The organism is Desulfovibrio simplex, assembly GCF_055387835.1.
The window spans coordinates 2054411-2073390 of sequence record NZ_AP042377.1; the positions used below are offsets into that span (position 1 = coordinate 2054411).

At 60.6% G+C, this 18980-nt stretch carries 18 protein-coding genes; 5 read left to right on the forward strand and 13 right to left on the reverse strand.

Going from position 1 to position 18980, the window contains the following annotated elements:
* Positions 1 to 33: 33 nt before the first annotated feature.
* Entirely contained in the window at positions 34 to 2097 is a 2064-nt protein-coding gene (locus ACZ5DH_RS08435; RefSeq protein ID WP_464253884.1) for a molybdopterin biosynthesis protein, read from the forward strand.
* A gap of 33 nt (positions 2098 to 2130) precedes the next feature.
* Here ACZ5DH_RS08435 and ACZ5DH_RS08440 read toward each other — a convergent pair whose 3' ends face one another.
* The 3 genes from ACZ5DH_RS08440 to ACZ5DH_RS08450 form a co-directional block, all read right to left on the reverse strand.
* Positions 2131 to 3105: a HesA/MoeB/ThiF family protein gene (locus tag ACZ5DH_RS08440; protein WP_464253885.1), complete on the reverse strand. Its 975-nt coding sequence runs from the start codon at positions 3103 to 3105 to the stop codon at positions 2131 to 2133.
* A 12-nt stretch (positions 3106 to 3117) separates the two neighbouring features.
* Positions 3118 to 3357 (reverse strand): MoaD/ThiS family protein, encoded by a 240-nt coding sequence (locus ACZ5DH_RS08445; protein WP_291302281.1) that lies wholly within the window; start codon positions 3355 to 3357, stop codon positions 3118 to 3120.
* Positions 3358 to 3544: 187 nt separating this feature from the next.
* Positions 3545 to 5287, reverse strand: coding sequence for an aldehyde ferredoxin oxidoreductase C-terminal domain-containing protein (locus tag ACZ5DH_RS08450; RefSeq protein WP_464253886.1), 1743 nt, complete (start codon positions 5285 to 5287; stop codon positions 3545 to 3547).
* A 426-nt stretch (positions 5288 to 5713) separates the two neighbouring features.
* Between ACZ5DH_RS08450 and ACZ5DH_RS08455 the strand changes: the two genes are divergently transcribed.
* Positions 5714 to 5893 (forward strand): hypothetical protein, encoded by a 180-nt coding sequence (locus tag ACZ5DH_RS08455; RefSeq protein ID WP_464253887.1) that lies wholly within the window; start codon positions 5714 to 5716, stop codon positions 5891 to 5893.
* A gap of 202 nt (positions 5894 to 6095) precedes the next feature.
* Here the strand turns inward: ACZ5DH_RS08455 and ACZ5DH_RS08460 are convergent, their stop codons facing one another.
* The 5 genes from ACZ5DH_RS08460 to ACZ5DH_RS08480 are packed head-to-tail and all read right to left on the reverse strand — an operon-like array spanning position 6096 to position 11721.
* Entirely contained in the window at positions 6096 to 6752 is a 657-nt protein-coding gene (locus ACZ5DH_RS08460) for an ABC transporter ATP-binding protein (RefSeq protein ID WP_464253888.1), read from the reverse strand.
* Positions 6749 to 7525 carry an ABC transporter permease gene (locus ACZ5DH_RS08465; RefSeq protein ID WP_464253889.1) on the reverse strand — a complete coding sequence of 259 codons (777 nt, stop codon included), beginning with the start codon at positions 7523 to 7525 and terminating at the stop codon, positions 6749 to 6751. The genes ACZ5DH_RS08460 and ACZ5DH_RS08465 overlap by 4 nt, the downstream gene beginning before the upstream one ends.
* A complete protein-coding gene (locus tag ACZ5DH_RS08470) occupies positions 7515 to 8564 on the reverse strand; it encodes an ABC transporter substrate-binding protein (RefSeq protein WP_464253890.1) in 1050 nt (349 codons plus the stop codon). The genes ACZ5DH_RS08465 and ACZ5DH_RS08470 overlap by 11 nt, the downstream gene beginning before the upstream one ends.
* The gene (locus ACZ5DH_RS08475) at positions 8561 to 9637 is read right to left on the reverse strand and encodes a class I SAM-dependent methyltransferase (RefSeq protein WP_464253891.1); all 1077 of its coding nucleotides are present in this window, start codon (positions 9635 to 9637) and stop codon (positions 8561 to 8563) included. The genes ACZ5DH_RS08470 and ACZ5DH_RS08475 overlap by 4 nt, the downstream gene beginning before the upstream one ends.
* A 2-nt stretch (positions 9638 to 9639) precedes the next feature.
* Positions 9640 to 11721: a TonB-dependent receptor gene (locus tag ACZ5DH_RS08480; RefSeq protein ID WP_464253892.1), complete on the reverse strand. Its 2082-nt coding sequence runs from the start codon at positions 11719 to 11721 to the stop codon at positions 9640 to 9642.
* Positions 11722 to 11844: 123 nt separating this feature from the next.
* Here ACZ5DH_RS08480 and ACZ5DH_RS08485 point away from each other — a divergent pair, with 123 nt between their 5' ends.
* Positions 11845 to 12774 carry a helix-turn-helix transcriptional regulator gene (locus ACZ5DH_RS08485; protein WP_464253893.1) on the forward strand — a complete coding sequence of 310 codons (930 nt, stop codon included), beginning with the start codon at positions 11845 to 11847 and terminating at the stop codon, positions 12772 to 12774.
* 108 nt (positions 12775 to 12882) lie between these two features.
* Here the strand turns inward: ACZ5DH_RS08485 and ACZ5DH_RS08490 are convergent, their stop codons facing one another.
* From ACZ5DH_RS08490 to ACZ5DH_RS08500, 3 genes are all read right to left on the reverse strand, one after another.
* The gene (locus ACZ5DH_RS08490; RefSeq protein ID WP_464253894.1) at positions 12883 to 13521 is read right to left on the reverse strand and encodes an ABC transporter ATP-binding protein; all 639 of its coding nucleotides are present in this window, start codon (positions 13519 to 13521) and stop codon (positions 12883 to 12885) included.
* A complete protein-coding gene (locus ACZ5DH_RS08495; RefSeq protein ID WP_464253895.1) occupies positions 13518 to 14213 on the reverse strand; it encodes an ABC transporter permease in 696 nt (231 codons plus the stop codon). Before ACZ5DH_RS08495 ends, ACZ5DH_RS08490 begins: the two co-directional genes overlap by 4 nt.
* Before the next feature lie 93 nt (positions 14214 to 14306).
* Positions 14307 to 15134 carry an ABC transporter substrate-binding protein gene (locus tag ACZ5DH_RS08500; protein WP_464256528.1) on the reverse strand — a complete coding sequence of 276 codons (828 nt, stop codon included), beginning with the start codon at positions 15132 to 15134 and terminating at the stop codon, positions 14307 to 14309.
* Positions 15135 to 15196: 62 nt separating this feature from the next.
* On the opposite strand from ACZ5DH_RS08500, the gene ACZ5DH_RS08505 reads away from it, so the two are divergent.
* Positions 15197 to 15421 carry a hypothetical protein gene (locus ACZ5DH_RS08505; protein ID WP_464253896.1) on the forward strand — a complete coding sequence of 75 codons (225 nt, stop codon included), beginning with the start codon at positions 15197 to 15199 and terminating at the stop codon, positions 15419 to 15421.
* A 169-nt stretch (positions 15422 to 15590) separates the two neighbouring features.
* Here ACZ5DH_RS08505 and ACZ5DH_RS08510 read toward each other — a convergent pair whose 3' ends face one another.
* Positions 15591 to 16592 (reverse strand): TOBE domain-containing protein, encoded by a 1002-nt coding sequence (locus tag ACZ5DH_RS08510; protein ID WP_464253897.1) that lies wholly within the window; start codon positions 16590 to 16592, stop codon positions 15591 to 15593.
* Between the two features lie 384 nt (positions 16593 to 16976).
* On the opposite strand from ACZ5DH_RS08510, the gene ACZ5DH_RS08515 reads away from it, so the two are divergent.
* The gene (locus ACZ5DH_RS08515) at positions 16977 to 17549 is read left to right on the forward strand and encodes an N-acetyltransferase family protein (protein ID WP_464253898.1); all 573 of its coding nucleotides are present in this window, start codon (positions 16977 to 16979) and stop codon (positions 17547 to 17549) included.
* A gap of 426 nt (positions 17550 to 17975) precedes the next feature.
* On the opposite strand, the gene ACZ5DH_RS08520 is transcribed toward ACZ5DH_RS08515, so the two are convergent.
* Positions 17976 to 18665, reverse strand: coding sequence for a translation initiation factor IF-2 (locus ACZ5DH_RS08520; RefSeq protein ID WP_464253899.1), 690 nt, complete (start codon positions 18663 to 18665; stop codon positions 17976 to 17978).
* Positions 18666 to 18980: the final 315 nt, after the last annotated feature.

Sequence of the window (18980 nt, forward strand, 5' to 3'; positions counted from 1 at the left end):
CACATTTACCCCGCACCAGCACGGAGAACACCCTTGAAACGCAATACCTATCTGACCCTGCTGCCGCCCGATGAAGCCAGAAATCTCTGGTTTTCAAAGCTGAACGCCCACGCGCACAACCTGACGGAAGAAACCGTTCCCCTGACTCGGGCGCTTCACCGTGTGCTCAGCCGCCCTGTGGCGGCCCTGCGGTCTTCCCCGGCATTTCACGGAGCGGCCATGGACGGTATTGCCGTCAATGCCGAGGACACCTTTGCCGCTTCCGCGCGCAATCCCCTGCGCCTTGCGATCGGCAAGGCCGCCCACTGGATCAACACCGGCCATCCCCTGCCCGACGGCTGCAACGCTGTCATCATGGTGGAAAACGTCAATACCGAAACTGTCGGAGATGTTCAGTGGGCCGTCATAGAAAAAGCCACCTTTCCCTGGCAGCATGTGCGCAAGATGGGCGAGGACATGGTGGCCACGGAAATCATCCTGCCGCCCGGCGTGTGCATTGGCCCGTACGATCTGGGCGCGCTGGCTGCGGGCGGCGTGCTTGAAGTGCCGGTGTTCGCGCGCCCGCGCGTCGCCATTGTTCCCAGCGGTTCGGAAATTGTGCCCCTGAACCAGGCCAGAGAGGAAGACCTGCGCGCCGGACGGGTGCTGCCGGAATTCAATTCGCTGATCTTTTCGGCAATGATTACGGAGGCCGGGGGCGATCCCGTCACCCTGCCCGTGGTTCCCGACGAGCCGGAGGCCATTGCCGCCGCCGTCACGGCCGCCCTTGGCGCGCTGAATACGGTGGAAGCGGGAACGGGGCCAGGAATAGAGTCTGGAGCAAGGTCTGGAGTGGACGCAGGTGCGGGCGCGGGGGCAGGTACGGGAGCGGACGCAATAACGGGTGCGGGGGCCGACCTTGTCATCCTTAATGCCGGGTCTTCGGCCGGCAGTCACGACTACACGGCCCATGTGCTGGAATCATTGGGCGAGGTGCTGGTGCACGGCGTTTCGGTCATGCCCGGCAAGCCCGCGGTTCTGGCCGTGGTGCGCGGCAAGCCCGTTATCGGCGTGCCCGGATATCCGGTTTCGGCCGGTATAGCCATGGAAGAATTTGTGCTGCCCCTGCTGGCCCTGTGGCAGAAGCGTGTCGCCACGGAACGCGAAAAGGCCACGGCCATCCCCTGCAACCCGCTGCCCTCGCGCCCCGGTATGGAGGAACGGCTGCGCGTGAAGCTGGGCCGGGTGGATGGAACCATAGTCGCCGTGCCCCTGCCGCGCGGCGCGGGAACCATCACCAGCCTGAGCCGCGCCGACGGCATCATCCGCATCCCCCGCGACAGCGAGGGCTGCGACGCCGGGGAACCCGTGACAGTGGACTTGCTGCGTCCGCAGGCCGCGCTCGACAACGCCCTGCTGGCCATCGGCAGTCACGACAACACGCTGGACCTGCTGGACAGCCTGCTGCGCAAAACTCACCCCCGCTTTCGCCTCACCTCGGCCCATGTGGGCTCTCTTGGCGGGCTCATGGCCCTCGGGCGCGGCCAGTGCCATCTGGCGGGCAGCCATCTGCTGGATGCCGCCAGTGGCGTATACAACCGCAAGGCCATTGAAGAAAATCTTGAGGAGCCCGTTGTTCTGCTGCGCCTTGTGGACAGGGAACAGGGCATTTTGACAGCCCCGGGCAATCCCCTTGGCATCAGCGGCATCGAGGATCTGGCGCGGGAAGGGCTGCGCTTCGTGAACCGGCAGCGCGGCAGCGGAACCCGCGTGCTGCTGGACTACAGGCTCGCCTGTCTTGCCATTGCGCCCACGCGCATCACCGGCTACCGGGATGAGGAGTACACCCACATGAATGTGGCCGCGGCCGTGCTTTCAGGCCGCGCGGACGCGGGCCTTGCCGTGCGCTCCGCCGCCAACGCGCTGGGCCTGCCCTTTGTGCCCGTGGGCGTGGAAGAATACGACCTCGTCATCCCCCGGCGCTTTTATAAAACGCCGGCCATGCAGGCCCTGCTGGACGTCATACGTAGCGCTGACTTCAAGCAGGCGGTAACGGCCCTCGGGGGCTACGGCACGGAAAAGACGGGGCAAATCATCTGGGAATATGCGGGCAGATAGGCCCGGCAGGATAGCGCCTGCCCCACTGGCGGTTTACTCCCAGAAAAAGCGTTCCAGTTCCGGAACGGACATGTCCAGATGATAGAGCGGCGACAGCACCCCTGGGCCATGCCCGGCTGACAGGGGCGCGCCTGGCGGATGCCCGGTTGCCGGCTTTCCGTCGGCCTCAACCCCTGCCTCAGAAGACGGGGCAAGCACAACGCGCAGGCACAGCCTGACCATAAGACAGGCCACGGCCGCCGGAGCCAGCGTTCCCACGCCTTCGCGGCGGGTTTGCGCCAGTTCTTCAGAACTTTGCCCCTGCGGATACAGCTCCGTCAGACGGGGCATGGGCCCCCCGTTCACATAGGCAAAACCCTCGTCCCTCAGGACGGAGCCGTGCACAAAGGGCACCCCCGCCGCAAGACTGGCCTTTTCCAGCGCTGACTTGTCCGCAATATTGTCGAGGCAGTCCAGGGCCACGTCCACACCCCGCACAAGATCAGGCAGATTGTTCTCGTCCGCTTCAAGCTGCGCTACCTCGACGTCAAGGTGCGAAGCCACGTCGGCAAGGGCCTGCCGCAGCACAAGGGCCTTGGGATGGCCCAGGGCGCTTTCGGTGCAGAAGCGCTGGCGGTTGAGATTGCTCTCGTCAAAAACATCATTGTCCACAAGGCGCAAAAAACCCGCGCCCATCCGCGCCAGCAATTCCGCCGCGTGCCCCCCAAGCCCGCCGCAGCCAAGAACAAGAATACGGCTGCGCAACAGACGGGCCATGTCCTGTGCGGAGAACAGGCCGAAGTTACGGCGAAACCGTTCGGGCCATATGTTGAAGGGCAGCAGGCGCGCCATGGCCTCACGCTCGGGCAGGCCATGCATTTTCGCCCAGGCCCGCAGGCCCGCGAGGCTCACAAAAAGCGTGCTTTCAGAAGCGCCCTGACCGCAGGAGGCCGTGGCGCTGTCAGAAGGTGCGGGATATTCGGCGCGCAGGTAGGGGGTAAAAAAGGCGCGCGCTTCTGGTTTTGTCATGGCCAACGGACGCTAGCCTCCACCGACAGCCGGGAAGAAGGCAATGCGATCTCCGTCGCGCAGGAGATCGTCCACCTTACGCTGGCGTCCGTTGACCATAACAATTTTGATGTCTTGCAGCGGCAGATTCAGGTGTCGGGCCAACTGTTCCGCGCTGCTGCCCTCCGGCATGGCAAGGTGCAGGCCCGCTTCCGGATTATAGCCGGGCACGTGGTCGCGCAGCGTGGTGCTCAGCTTCACGGTCAGGTGCATGACAAACTCCTTGGTCGCTAAGGCGGCCAGATCATATATGCCCATGCCGTCGGGCCGCCGTCAAGCTATACGCAAAGCCCATGTCAGCCCTTGCGCAGGTACAGACCTGTCTGCCGCAAACAGCAAGACAAAAATTTTCGCCGCCCCGGTCTTGCCCGACCGGGGCGGCCATGTTTCGTAATGCGGTCTAGTCCTTTTCCTCTATCCAGTTGAACACGGTCTTGAGTTCGTCGTGGGTGATGTCAAAGGTGGTGTTGTGCGGGGGAAGTTTTTCATCCATGAAGAAATCGGGCAGCACGTCCGCGGCCTGGGTGATGCCCGCGCGGCGGTTGAAGTCGATTTCCGTGGACAGGATGCGCTGGCCCAGAGTCACCACGTCATCGCCCGTAAGCTGCCAGCCGAATTTGGCGTTGAGCATGTCCACAATGGCGGGCAAAGCGTCCGGCACGTCAAGAATGGCAAAAGCCGTAAACAGGCACAGCCCCACGGAATCCACCGAGGCGGTAGCCACCTGAAGATTGCGCGAAAGCTCGATCTGGCCTTCCTTTTTCAAGGGATCAACAGTGCCGCCGCTGCTCAGGATGTTGGCGGTAACGGCATATCCGGCCGTATGGTCCGCGCCCATGGGCGACGTGGCGTAGGTAACGCCCTGGCCCTTGACGGCGCGCGGGTCATAGGCGGGCAGGCTCTGCCCCTTGACCGTGGGCACCCGGCGCACGCCGAAAACCCGGCCAGTGGTGGCCGTGCCGCAACCTATGATGCGCCCAAGGGGCGTGCCCTCGCTGATGGCGTGCATGGCGTCCAGCACAGCCTTGGCGTCGCCGTAAGGAATGGCCCCACCGGCCATGGCAACGCCCATGGCGACACCCACGTCAATGGTATCCACGCCGATGTCGTCGCACAGATAGTCATACTGCGAGATGGCGTCCAGATCGCCGATGCCCGAATGGGGACCAAAAGCCCACAGGGTTTCATATTCGGGCCACTTGCTCTGGAACTTGCCTTTCTTGTCGGGCAGAATGCCGCTGCAACGGATCATGCAGCCGCTCATGCAGCCGTGCGCCACCGTGCCGCCGCGCTCCTTGGTAACCTGGTTCAGCAGTTCGCCGGACACGGCCTCGTGCTTGTCAAACCGGCCCACGGTAAAGTTGGCCGTGGGCAGGCCGCCCGCTTCATGCAGAATGTTCACAAGCACGGCGGTGCCGTACTCCGCAAGGCCCTTGCTCGTGATGGGATGCTCGGCCAGGGCCTTGGCAAAGCGCTTGGACGCGTCGCGGAAGGCCGCTTCGTTCACAAGGGGCTGATTCTTGCCACCCTCGGGATTCACGATAATGGCCTTGAGTCCTTTAGAGCCCATAACGGCGCCCACGCCGCCGCGCCCGGCATGGCGCATGGGGCGCAACTCGCGGTCGGTAAAGGCAATGGATGCGGCGGTAAGCTTGAACTCGCCCGCACGGCCGATGGTGACATAGCTGCAGTCACTGCCGTACTTTTCAACAAGCTTGGCCACGGTATCAAAATTGTTCAGCCCGGCCGTTTCAGAAGGCGCAAGTTTTGCGTGGTCCTTGCCCACTTCAAGCTGCCACCACTGGCCTTCTTCGGCCATGTCTTCAACAATCACGGCCAGGATGCCCAAACGGGCCAGATGCCCGCCGGGCTGGCCGCCCGCGTTGGATTCCTTGATGCCTTCGGTAAGCGGGCTTTTACAGCCCACGGAAATGCGGTTGGCGTTGGGGCTGTTGGTGGCGCCCAGCAGGCCAGGCGCGAAAACCAGCTTGTTGTGGGGGCCGATGGGCGTGCAGGTGGGCGGAACTTCGCGCGCCACAATGGCCGAAGTCAGGGCGCGACCGCCAAGGCCAGCGTATTCCTGAGGGATTTCTTCAAACACACAGGTTTTTGTCGCCATATTAACGCGCAGAAAACGAAACATGGGGCCTCCTTACAGCGCTGCCGCGCAGTATATGTTTACGCAGTATATTTTTACGCAATATATCTATACCGCTTTCTACGGCAGGATCAGAAAAAACGGCAACTCCCCCAAAAAAACGACACGCTTTCATGACCAAAGCGGCACGAAAGCGGACAAAAGAAGGACAATACGGCAAATGCGCGCCGTGGGCGGGGTATTGGAGTATTTTACTTTGAAACGCTTTGTGGGGGAGGGACCCTTTTGCAAAAGGGTCTCCTCCCCCACGCCCCCACCCCCTAAAACGCTTATGGTATTTTAGAGCATTTACACTTTGAAAAAGTGTAAATGCTCTAACGCTGCACGAAAGTGCAGCGCGCCACAACGTGGCGTGGATTCAGCCGAGCTTTAGCCGTTGCGACGAAGGAAGCTACGGATGCTTCAAGCGTTGTGACGCAGGAAACTACGCTTGAAGACAGCATGCGTAACGACACGGCTTGTCCCTTACAATCGCTGTCGCCATCCGTAGCGATGCTGTCCTGCCCCGTAAGACGGTTCCGTCAACGGTTCAGGCAAGCCCTGCGGGCAACGGCTGCCGCAAAGACAGCATTGATTATCCGTAAGCGGTAAAGACCCGCTAACGGCTACCGAAAATCGCATTTTTCGGCTGAATGAAAAATTTGAAATGCGAAGCATTTCAAGGTTAATCTGCTCTAGCAGGATACAAAGTGCGTTGTGATCTGAAGCGAAGGTTCCGCAAAGAGGTCATCAGCGACAGCGCGCCCGGTTTGCCGCCCGTCCCCTGCGCGTAGAGCGACCAGCCACGGACGGATTATAGCAGCATGGATGGCATTGCTGTCAGCATGCCGCGCTCAAGCCGGAATTGCGCACCGGCATGGCTCAGGATGTCCTGATGATGGTGCGCAACCTGAACCACAGCCATGCCGGCCCCGGTCTGGCCTGCGCCCACCAGGCTTTCAATCAGCGCCTTCATTTCTTCGCGCAAGGGGCCGTCCAATCCCGTAAACGGCTCGTCCAGAATGAGAAGGTCCGGGCGCACCGCCAGGGCCCGAGCCAGAGAAACCCGCTGCCGCATGCCGCCGGACAACTCGCCCGGCAGCAGGGACGCCGCCCCGGAGAGGCCCACGGCTTCCAGCATTTCAAGAGCGTAGCGCCTTGCCTCCGGCTGTTGCTCGTCACAGGGCAGAAGAACGTTTTGCAGGGCCGTGCGCCAGGGCAGAAGACGCGGCTCCTGAAAAACAAAGCCCACACGCCGGACATTGATGTGCGCAAGCCCTTCCTGCGGGCGCAACAGGCCAGTCATAATGCGCGTCAGCGTGGATTTTCCCGCGCCGCTGGGCCCGGTAAGCACCACGCACCCGCCCGCCTCAAGCGTAAAATTGACGTTGCGCAGCACCACACGCTCGCCGAAACGATGCCCAACGTCACAAAGCCTTACCAGAGGGGCCAGTGGGGTCAGTGGGGTCATGGTCTCACTCCCCCGCACAGTTTCTTGCGCAGGCAGCGCAGAAACGTAGCTTCAATGACGCTGACCAGCAGCATGCTGACCAGTGCCACGGCATACAGTCCTGGCGTGTTAAGGTCAGCCCGCGCCAGAGCCAGCGTATAGCCGAGGCCCTGCGAGGCCCCGAGAGTTTCCCCCAGAATTGCCACGCGCATGCCGCCGCCCAGAGCCACCACGCAGGCTGACACCAGCGGCGCGGCCACTGCCGGCAGATAGAGTTCCGTAAACCTTTTGCGTAAAGGAACCCTGTAGGCCCGCACCATTTCGCACAGCGCCGGATCAACCGCGCCCAGCCCCTCCTGAAGCGCCATATAGATGGTGGGGGCGCTCGTGAGTGTCACAAGCAGAATGATCATACCTGACCCCACCCCGCACCAGAGCATGGCCAGGATAACCAGCACAACGCCCGGCACGCTTGAAAGCACCCAGCGAAAAGGTAACAGCAGCAGGGCCGCCTCCGGATAGATTCCGGCAATCCACCCCAGCAGTCCCCCGGCCAAAAGCCCCATCCCGAATCCGGCCAGCACCCGCCCAAGGGTGGGCAGCATGCCTTGCGTCCAGAACCAGGGCTGTGCAGCCAGATCAACCAGCGCAAACCAGGTTTCCAGAGGCGAAGCCAGCGCCAGCCCGCCGCCGCAAGCAGCGACCCATTGCCATGCGCCCAGAAAAAGCACACATCCAAGCAGACGCCACAGCAGACTGCGCCGCAGTTTCATTATCCTCGGATTATTCTTCACGACCCATATCCCAAAAATCGTTTGCCGGCAGGCTGCCGCCCACAGAAGCCGGACTCAGTTCCAGCAGGCGTTGCAGCATGAAAAGCGCAGCCTTTTTGCCGCGTTCACCCACAAGAACTGAAGAGGACATAAAAGGTTGTTCTACGGTTGCGGCGCATTCCAGCACAACGCCCAATTCCGGGCTATGCCGCTTCGCTGTCATGAGGCTGGCCTGCGGATTGTTCTCCATTTCGCGCATGCCCGCCACAAAGCCCTGACGCAGCAGCACGCGCAGGGCCGGATCACGCGCCGTCGCCCCCACGGCCATAAGGCAGGCCGTGGGCATGTCCGCATAATCGGGAAAGGCTGCCGACCACGCCTCGCGCAGATCCAGCAGCCGGACAATACCTCCTCCGGCAGTGGCCAGAGAGGCGGAAGGCTCCGGCAAAAGAGCCGTGCCCGCCTGGCCGAGGCGCAGCAGATTGACCGCTTCAAGCGCGCTGCCGCAGTGGCGCAGGGGGCAGTCAAGACTACCCTGTGCAACCAGTACCCGCAGGGCCAGTTCCGGCATGTTGCCGGGGCCGAACGACAACAGAATTTCTTTGTCCATCAGCCGCCGGAGCGTATCAAGAGGCTGCTCGCCCTCTCGTACAAGGTCAGGCAGCCCCACCAGCCACAGAGGAGCGGCGTAGACGGCCAGCACCACGATGGGTACGCCGCGCCGCGCCAGAACCGCCGCGGTTGGCAAAGCCGCCACCACGGCATCGACCTGACCGTTGGCCACAAGGGCGCGCAATTGCTCAGGCGAACGCCAAAGACTGAAAGACGCCCCAACCCCGGCCTTCTGGAATAACTCACTCTCCCCGGCGATCAGCAGGGGAACCGCCTGCGGCACCAGCGGCGCAGCCAGCCGCAAATTCGCGCTTGAGCGAGCAACTGCGGGTTCCGCCCCATTCACCTGTCCTGCTCGTACTGCCGGATTTGCCATGTCTGGAAGCGCCGAAGCGGTCCACCCTGTCACAACAAGTGCGCACGCCGCCAGCATGGCCCACGCCTTCATGACTCACTCCCCGTAACGGCCCTGAGCGGTTTTCTGAACACTTCCAGTTCCGCATCGCCAAATAGCATGGGAACGCTCCGCCCCATAACGCGCTCCAGCCCGGCCCCGGTGGCGGCGGCGGCCATCTGCCCGTGCCTCAGGGACACATCCTGACCCTCCATGGCCAGTGAAAGACGCGAAAGAACGAGAACCTCCGGGGCCACGCCTTCGCGCACGCCCTCATGCACGCTGACAAACAGCCCGCCAGGGCGCAGCGCGGCCTGCACCCTTTTCAGGAACGCAGGCAGATCCTTGGCATAGTACAGGCTCTGGCAGGCCCAGATGAGATCGTGGTCATGGCCCAGCGCCACAATGTTGAAATCGCCGGGATGCAACTCAACACGGTCGGACATGCCGCAGGCTGCGGCTTCTGCCCTGGCCATGTCCAGCACCGGCGAAAAATCGCAGAGCGTGACGTGCAGTTCCGGCAAGAGTGTGGCCGCGCGCAAGGCCGTGATTCCCGGCCCGCACCCCAGATCCAGCATGGACGAAAAACCCTCCGCACCGGGAAGCCCCGCAATCAGCCGGGCCAGCAAGTCCGCAGCGCCCGCTTTCTGATAGGACGCAAGGCCTGCCAGTGAGCGCCTCCAGTGCTGCTCGTCGCTCAGTCTGATTTCGGGGTTCACCGCAGGGTGGGGCTCTTCGTCAAAAAGCCTTTCGCGCAGGCAAGGCAGATTACGATACTGCATGCCCGACAGCGACGTCACAAGTCCCCCCAGATAGACGGGCGACTCCTTGCGCAGATACTCCCCTGCCAAGGCGCTGTTGCTGTACGCGTCGTCTTGCTTGCAGGCCAGGCCGGCTGCGACCATGCCGTCCATAAGGCTTGCCAGGCGGGATGCATCTGCCACACGGCCGCAGTTTTTTTTCAGGCACGTCGCAATGTCGGACAAACTGTGCGCTTCCGCCAGAATGTCCGGCAGTTCCAGTTCCAGGGCCAGGCTGAGCAACGCCGTGCGCACCGGGGCCACCAGCCAGTCGGTCAAAGAGGCGAAAGGCAGTTCTTCCGCAGGATTGTTATGATGTGCGGTCATGCCTAGAATCTCCATCCCACAGTAACGCCAAAGGTCATGGGCGCGCCGTCTTCCACAATGGTCTGGCCGCTGCTGATCAGCTTTTTGGTGGCGTAGCGGGCATCCAGGATGTTCTTGCCCCACAGCGAAACGTCCCAATTATCGCCGTAATAGCCCACCTGCGCGTTGACGGTCCGATAGCCGGGATCGCTGAGGTTGTTCTCGGCGTCGAAATACTGCTTGCCCGCTCCAAACACGTCCACCTGCGCGAACAGGCCGGTTTCATGCGTGTAGCCAACGCCGATATTGTAGGTCAGGTCCGGGGCCCAGGGCAGGCGTTTGCCGCTGAAGTCCTTTTTTACGCCGTTGACGGTGGTGGTCCAGTCGTCAATGACCGAGCGGGCGTACCCGACGCCGCCGCGCAATTCCAGCCCGGCAAGCGGATAGGCCTTTACCTCGGCCTCAAAACCCGACGAATGTGCCTGTGCGGAGTTGGTGAACTTCCAGGTGCCCACGCCGCCCGTGGGGTCTTCTTCACGCACCTGTTTGTCGCGAATGGTGGAATAAAAGGCGGACACGTTGGCCAGCAGCTTGTCATTGAGCCAGTGCGTCTTGAACCCCGCCTCATAGTTGGTGCTGTATTCCGGCTCATAATAGAAATTGCCCCGGTTGCTGGCGGAAAAAATGTTGAATCCACCGGGCAGATAGCCCTGCGACCAGGAAATGTACGGCGTTATGTTGGCTGTGGCGTCCCAAGAAAGTGACGCCATGGGCAGCAGTTCCGTAAAGGTCACGTCCTTTGCGTAGCTGCGCCGCACGGCCGAGTTGCGGTACGTCTGCTCACCGTTGAGGCGGGTATTTTCCGCGCGCAGGCCCACGGTCAGCCGCAAGGCGTCCATGATGGACCACGTGCCCTGGCCGAAGAGCGCCTGGGTGTCGCTGGTATAATCCGTATGCAGGTACGAGGTTGCCACGGCCCGCTGCATCAGGCGATCCATATCGGTTTTTGTGCGCGAAGCCCCCACGAACACCCCCGTCACCCAGGACAGTCGCGACGTGCGAACCGAAGCCAGCCGCAGTTCCTGCGTAAAGTTGCGCTGGTCGATCTGCATGTCTGAAATACCTGTGGGCAGCGGGGTCCGGTCGATGTCGCTCTTCATGTCGTAATTGTAGGCCATATAGCTTGTTATGGACGTAAGCTTGGCCGCGTCGCCCGTATAGCTGGCCACCAGCGCGGGCAAGGTAAAGGTTGCGGAAGACGAGTCGGCGGCGTTGGAGCGCACTTCCCATCTGTCGGACCGGTAGGGGCCCGTATCCATGCGCATGGCACCCACGCCCACATCCTGGCGCGAGGCGTCCAGCGAAAGGCGCAGGTCCACCCTCTCCGTTGGCGTAAAGCGCAACATGCCGCGCCCGGAAGTGGCATCATTGCGCGCGGCGCGGGTGCTGTCCTTGTACAGGTTTTCCACATAGCCATCGCTCTGATGGCGCAAAAAACTGCCGGAAAAATAGACCTTGTCCTCAAGAACAGGCGCGGATGCTGACGCCCCCAGACGGTAAGTGTTGTATGTGCCCCCTTCGGTAAAAATATGCGCCCTTTTGGTGTCGTCGGGCACGCGGCGCACCAGATTGACCACGCCGGATTCGCTGTTCTGCCCGAACAGGGTTCCCTGGGGGCCGCGCAGCACCTCGGCGCGCTCCATATCCATAAGATACAGGTTCTGCATGTAGGAAAGCGGATAGGGTATCTCGTCCACGTACAACCCGGCCGGAGATTGCAGAGCCGTATCCCAGGTGGAAAACCCACGGATGACGATTTCATTGCCCGAAGTGGTGCTCTTCATATGCACATTGGGGAAAAGCCTAGTCGCATCTTTCAGCGTCTGGGAAGTGGTGTTTTCAAGGTCAATGTCTGTGGCGGTGGAAATGCTTGTGGCAATGTCCTTGACCTTCTGCTCCCGTTTCGTGGCGGTAACAGTGATGGCGTCCAGCGTGTAATCAGGGCTTTTTGGCGTGGTTTCTGCCGGGAGCGCTGACGCCGCCGATACCGCCGATACGCCCAGGCACAACACAACGGCCGAAAAATACAGGGTAAAGTAGCGCATGATTTATCGTCCTGCCCGATGTTGAAATTGAATGTACTTTTCAATACACTACACACATCAGTCGGGCTAACCCTTCAAGGGTCAAAAACTGCCCCCCGAGGGGAAGGGGTTTAACCATGCGCCATGAACCATAAGCAGGATGCGGCGGCTTTTGCCGCTTCAAACGTGTACCGGATGGCAGGCGCCGCTGCCCTGCCGCTCAAGCCGGGGCTGGCGTTGCAATTCGCCCAGGTGCCCGCGTCGGCCTGTTGCCGCACGGAGTTTGCCATCGCCCACTCTCCAGTGATTTTCGGCTTCATGCTTGCGGGATTGAACTGCTGCAAATACGTGGACGGTGCGCTCAGGCATACCCGTTGCGTGCATACTGGCGGCAGCAACCGCATCACCTACCTGCCGGAAACCAGCGGCATTCTGGACTGCAGGGGCGGCATGCAGCGGCTGAGCATCCTTGTGACACCGGAATTTCTTGAGGGATATCTTGAACTGGAACGGGCAAAACTGCCCACGGGGCTGGCGGACGCCATATCCGGAAAAAATGCTGCCTTTCAGTGGACAGGCAGGCAATGCCCGCAAAAAATGCGCATCGTGGCTGACATACTGGGAGCCGCCTATGCCGGGCCGCTGCGCAAAATGCATCTGGAGGCGCGCGCCCTTGAACTCATGGGCATGCAGCTTTCAGAGTATCTTGACCTTGATGCCTCCCGGCCTGTGCCCAGACTCGCGGCATCGGACGTAAGCCGCGTCAGGGACGCCAGGGAGATTCTGCTACAGGATATGGAAAATCCCCCCTCCATGGCGCAGCTGGCCAGAATGGCCGGAATAAACGAAAAAAAGCTCAAGTACGGTTTCAAGCAGGTGTTCGGCATGCCGGTGTTTGAATACTTCAGGAACTACCGGCTGGAAATGGCGCGGGATCTGCTGGCTTCGGGCATAATGAGCGTTACGGAGGCGGGCGTGCATATCGGCTATCAGAGCCTGAGCCACTTCAGTGAGGAATTCAGAAAAAAATTCGGCGTGACGCCCAAAAAATTTCAGGGCGGGAAGCAGCCGTAGATTGCCGCCCTCATGCTCAAGCCGCGCTGCCGCCCACAGGCGGGCCTCAGGCCACGAGCCGTCAGACTTTTCAAGATGCGAATGATCAGAACACTCCTGGCGCAAAAATCAGGCCACTTCGTTCCAGTGTCTGCCCAACGGTATCTCGCGTGCTCCCAGCGTGCGGATCAGGGCCGGATCGTGCGTGGCGCAAACCACGGTCGCGCCTTGGCTGCGGCAGTTCTCAATGGCGCGGACCATGGCTCGGGCGCTGGATGCGTCCACATTGGCAGTGGGTTCGTCAAGCAAAAGCACTTTGGGCCGCAACGCCAGCCGCGAAGCCAGGGCGATCCGCTGACGCTCCCCGCCCGAAAGTTCACCGGGGCCGCGATCCGCGAAATCCCAGGGATTGTCAAAACCTGCCGCGCGCATGCACTGCTCATACACAAACTTCTGTGATGCCGCGTCATGCCGCAGCCGCAGGCCCAGCACCACATTGCTGAAAACGCTCATGCGCAGCAAATAGGGGTCCTGCAGCAGCAGGGTTGCCTCACGCCTGCCATTGCCCGCCCCGGCATAGCGCAGTTCGCCCGAGACCGGGCGCTCAAGAAAAGCCAGCAGCCGCAGCAGGGTGGATTTTCCGCAGCCGTTGGGCCCGGTCAGGGCCACGGCTTCACCCTCGCGCACCTCAAGCAGGGGCATGTCCAGAACCTTGCGGCCTCCGTAAACCTGCACAAGGTCGCGTCCTTCATACAGCAGTTCGCTCATGCCCGTTCCCTGTGGCGGAAAAAGGCCAGCACAAGATTGATGACAAAGGCCATGAGCAGCAAAATGAGGCCGAGCGCTATGCCCTGGGCAAAATCGCCCTTGCTGGTCTCAAGCGCTATGGCTGTGGTCATTGTGCGGGTGGCATAGCGGATGTTGCCCCCAAGCATCATGGCGACGCCCACCTCGGTGATGACCCGCCCGAAAGCGGTTATGCAGACCATGCCGATGGAATACCGGCACTCCCACAGCGAAAGCGCCGTGACCTGACGGGCATTGGCCCCCAGCGTCAGCAGGGTTTCGCGGCAGCGCGGGTCAAGGCTTTCCACCGCCTGCGCCGTCCAGGACACCACAATGGGCAAGGCGAGCACCGCCTGCCCCACGGCCATGCCCGGCAGCGTGAACAAGAGCCCGTACTGCCCCAGTGGGCCGCGCGCCGTTATGAAGGCATAGACCAGCAGGCCGATGAGCACGGTGGGAAAAGCCAGGAGCGTGTCTGAAACAAGACGCAGGGCGCGCTTGCCGGGAAAGGAGCAGTAGCCGAGGACAAACCCCGTGGGCAGACCCAGAAGCAAGGCCGCCGCCATGGCATAGCATGTGGACAGCAGCGTCGCGTAGATGGCGGACAGGGTGGCCGCATCCATATGCGCAAGAAGAGAAAGCGCGCTGGAAAAACCATTGACCAGATAGTCCATACGAATGCCCGAAAATTCCTGAAATGAGGGGGGCAGACTCGCGGCGCAAGCGCGGTGGAAGCTCCCCCGCGCCCGCGCCGCGAACGACGTCAGCTATTTGCCGGCGTTGGGGAAGAAGAGCTGTTTGCCCTTGAGCTTGTAGTCCGCAATCTTTTGCTGTGTGGCAGGGGCCACCCACCAGTCTTCAAACTTCTGCGCCAGGTCCTTTTTGACCTTGGGGCACTGGGCGGGATTGACCGAAATGACGCTGTACTGGTTGAAAAGCGCCTTGTCCCCCTCAACAATGATGACCAGAGGGTTCTTGTCGCCCATCTTGTCGGCAAAGGTGATCCAGGTTCCACGGTCGGTCAGCGCATAGGCCTGCTTTTCGGCGGCCATGTTCAGCGTGGCGATCATGCCCTGACCAGCGGAAAAATATTTGGAATCCTTGTCGGGCATGATCTGGGCCTGCTTCCAGAGCTTTTCTTCGGCCTTGTGGGTGCCGGACTGGTCGCCACGGCTCACAAAGCCCGCCTTGGCGGCAAAAATGCCGCCAAGCGCCTCAACAGTGCTTTTTCCCTTTACCTTGGCCGGGTCAGAGGCGGGTCCCACAATGACAAAGTCATTGTACATGACCTGACGACGGTCAATGCCGTGCCCGGCTTTGACAAATTCCAGCTCGCTCGCCGGGGCATGCACCAGCAGCACGTCAGCGTCGCAGTTTTTGGCGATCTCAAGCGCCTTGCCCGTGCCAACGGCCACCCATTTGAGTTCGATGCCCGTTTCTTTTTTGAAAATGGGCTCAAGATATTCCAGCAGGCCGGAGTCCTGGGTGCTGGTGGTGGTGGCCATCATGAGCGTATCCGCAGCCTGAGCGGCGGGGGCCAGGGCCAGCGAGCCCAGCAGGCAGGCGGCCAGAGCGAAACGTGACGCACGGAACATTTCAGAAATACGGAACATGAAAAACTCCTGTTAAAGATATTTTGTTGCCCGAAGGCAGCGTCATGCCATTACATTATAATCATCACGGTATCATCAAAAAACGTGATATGAAAGATGCGGCCGGACGTAAGGCCCCGGCTTTACAGCCACAGGCATGTCGGCAGCGGTCAGCATGGCCGGATGTTTTCAGAAATTTGCGAGAAAAGGCTGCGGGGATGTTTCGAGAGGATCGGGCAAAACCTTATGATAATGAGCCGCTGGAACAGATACCCGTTGATCTGACGTGATGACTGGAAGACTCTGTCTTTGGCCCCCCAAAAAATCACAACACACTCTATAGTCTACTAAAGTACAATAAGAGTTTTAGGGGGTGGGGGCGTGGGGGAGGGACCCTTTTGCAAAAGGGTCCCTCCCCCACAGAATATTCCACCATAAAATTACATCCAGAAATTACATCTAGTCCGCCAGCAGGGTCACGGCGCTTGTGGGAAAATACGCGAAGATTTTTCTGCCTTCGGCAAGATGCAGTTTTGTGACCGCCGGTGTTTCCACCGTGGCGCGCAGAGTCGTGCCATCCGGCAGGCTCAGGCACACGAAGGTTTCCACAGCGTCGGCGTGCAGGCTTTCCACTACGCAGCGCGCGCAGTTGCCCAGGCTTGTCTGGATGCGCTCGGCGGAAAGCGCCACGCGCTCAGGATCAACACGGGCGCTGAGCACCTGGTTTTCGTGCACTTCCAGCAGACCTGCCTGCTCATGGGTGCAGGAGGCCGTCAGGCGCACATCAGAAAACGTCGTTACTTCCACATGGATTTTTCGCATGCCCGTTTGAATGCCGCTGACAATGCCCCAGAACAGGTTTGTGGCATCATCGTCGGCGGCCTGTACCTGTCGTGAGGCCCTGCGATCCTGGGCCTGCGCGCTGAGCATTTTCCGCGCCTGACCATCGGAAAAATTCAAAAAGGCCGCCAGTTGGGCCGTATCCTGCTGCCCGAGAAATTTTTGCACCAGCGACATGGGCACGTGCAGATCAAGAAGCTCCAGCCCTCTGGAATACCGTATGGCGCGTGGCCCAAGCACGGCCGAAGGCAGGCCCATTGTCTTGCCAACGGCATAGAATTTTTTGCGCACAAAGGCCTGGTCAAAACGCAGAAAATCTGGTTCGCCAGCTTGCGGCAGACTGAGAATCCGACGGATATGCCGCATGGCGCTCAAAGGCAGCAACAGCTCGCGGGCATTGGGGCCGGGCACGCGCATCATGCCCGTGATGGTGTCTATGGCGGCGCGGGGCTCAAATGTCAGGGCCTCGCCAAGCCGCAGCCCGCCATACCGGAACAGTAGAAACAGCAGGTGCAGCCGCGCCCGCGCAATTTTTTGCGCTGTCGTGGCCGCTTCTGCCTCCCAGTGCTCCCAGCGCAGGGTAAGGGCTTCCAGTTGCTGACGGGTCAAGTGACTGTGCATGGCTGTACTTTGAAGGCAGGTTAACAAATCGGCAAAAAACTGTCATCAGGGAGCAGCGCGCGGCCTTCGCCCCGGCGTGAGGAGTGGCGTGAGGTGTTATGTTGAAATATGTTGAAAGGCTTTGTGGGGGAGGGATCCTTTTGCAAAAGGGTCCCTCCCCCACACCCCCTCCCCCTAAAACTCTTAGTATAACTCGCTGATGACACAATGGATTTTTTGATCCAGGCGGGGGTTGCAGAAGCGGCGTCTTCAAGGCATCACAGCAGCGCAACATGATTCGGTCACAGCACAGGCAGATGCCAGAGAGATTTTAACGTGAGATTCCCGGCCCTGGCCTGCCGGACAGCACGGCCAACCGCGTCATTTTCAGTCAGGGAGAACAGTATGACGGCCATAAGATTTGCCGCGCCAGCAGACAGCCGAGCGCTTTTAGCCATTTATGCCCAGTACATAGCAACGCCCATCACCTTTGAATGCGTCCTGCCTTCAGAGCGGGAGTTCGCGGGCCGGATCGCCAGTATTTCCAGCTGCTACCCCTACATTGTCTGTGAAGAGGGCGACAGCATTGTCGGCTACGCCTACGCCCACAGGCATATGGAACGCCAGGCCTATCAGTGGAATGCCGAACTTTCCGTCTATCTTGACACGGCGTCGACGTCCAAAGGGCTGGGCAAACGCCTGTACGGCATCCTCATCCGAATGCTTGCGTTGCAGGAGGTCAGAAACGTGTACGGCTGCGTTACCCTGCCCAATGCAAGGAGCGAGGCCCTGCACAGGTCACTGGGCTTCCGCACTGTGGGAACGTATACCAATGCCGGGTACAAGAACGGCAAATGGCACGATGTGGGCTGGTTTGAAAAATCCATTGCCGCCTATGACTCTCCCCCCAATCCTCTTGTGCCCATCGGCAGTCTGCCGCAAGACGCTCTGCAAGAAATCATGACGAGCGCTTTATAGCATTCTTGAGGGGGCTTCGGCCTTTTGGGTCGCACGCAGCGGGCGACAGCCCTTGCCGCAGCTACAGCCCCCACAGCCGCGGCATTCACACAGCCTTAACATTCAAGACTGCCGCGATATTCGGCGGCGGGGCATATTTGCGGCGCGGTTGCGTCCAGGCAGTCGTCACAGGACCAGACGGACTGCTAGCGCATTTAGCACTTGTAATGCTCGTGTACGGCAGGCAAAAGCCTGCCTGTTCGCATTTCGAGACAAGGATTTTCCTGAAATCCTTGCGGAGCTCTAGCTCATTTCATTCGAAAACTGCTATAAAAAGAGTTTTAGGGGGTGGGGGCGTGGGGGAGGAGACCCTTTTACAAAAGGGTCCCTCCCCCACAAAACCTCTCCCTAAAAAGTATTTACTCTCCCACAAAGTATTGCTCTCTGTCAGCGGCTGCCGAGCTTGAGCGGAGGGGGCGGAGGGCTTTTTTTGCGGGTTACGGCTTTTTGGGCTGAACGCCCGGAAAACCTGCGGAAAAGATGCGGTTTTTCGGGCGGCACGGCCTGCTGTCCATTGGCGGCGTCTGTATGACCGGCGGGGGCGGCCACTGGCAGATCCAGAACCCCAGGCGTTTGCAGGCCCGTGCTGGCGGAACTTGCGCCCTTTCGCAAATGGTTGTGCAAGGCGCACATGAGCCGGGGCAAATCCTCATATTCTTCATGCACGCCTGCTCCACGCAGGTGCCAGCGGCTCTGCCCGTGGGCTACCTTGTGCACGGCCCGCAGCTGGCGTTCGCGCATGCTCAGGCATACGCGCCAGTCCCCGTCAGGCGTGTGCAGCACCAGGGCCTTTTCGCTGGCCGCGCCGCGGGCACGCTCCTGCACCTCAAGCCAGAATCCCGAAGGATAGCCGGCCAGACGCAGCATGTCGCGCAATCCCGCCAGGGCAATATGGAGATGTTCGCTGGAGGGCATATTTTTCTGGTCCTGGCGTATCTGCTCTTCCATGGTGCGGATACGTTCTTCGCACAGGGCGCGCTCGTCCTCCAGCGTGGTGAGCCCGCGCTTCATGAGGCGCACGCAAAATACCACGACTATCAACAGCACTACGCCAGCTGCGCCCCATTCCCAGGCCATATATCCTCCACGCGGGCAAGGCCCGGTTTATCCTGCAAATTTTCACAGCAGCAACGGCATCTGTCAAGCAGGGCTTTCACACCTTTTAGAAGCGGCCAGATCTCTAAGCCCGTCTGGCTCTTTCCTTTTTTTTGGCAAGTATGTATCGTGGACAATAATAGCATATGGAACGCACGTTTTTCCCATGGACCGTCAAGAGTCTCGCAAGCGGAAAATGCCCGCAGGCCGCCGCAGCCCGGTGGCCCGTTCCGGAAAATTCCGCCCGATGCTGCCGGGCGAACCATGCCCTCAAGGCATGCGACCCTGCCCCTTCCG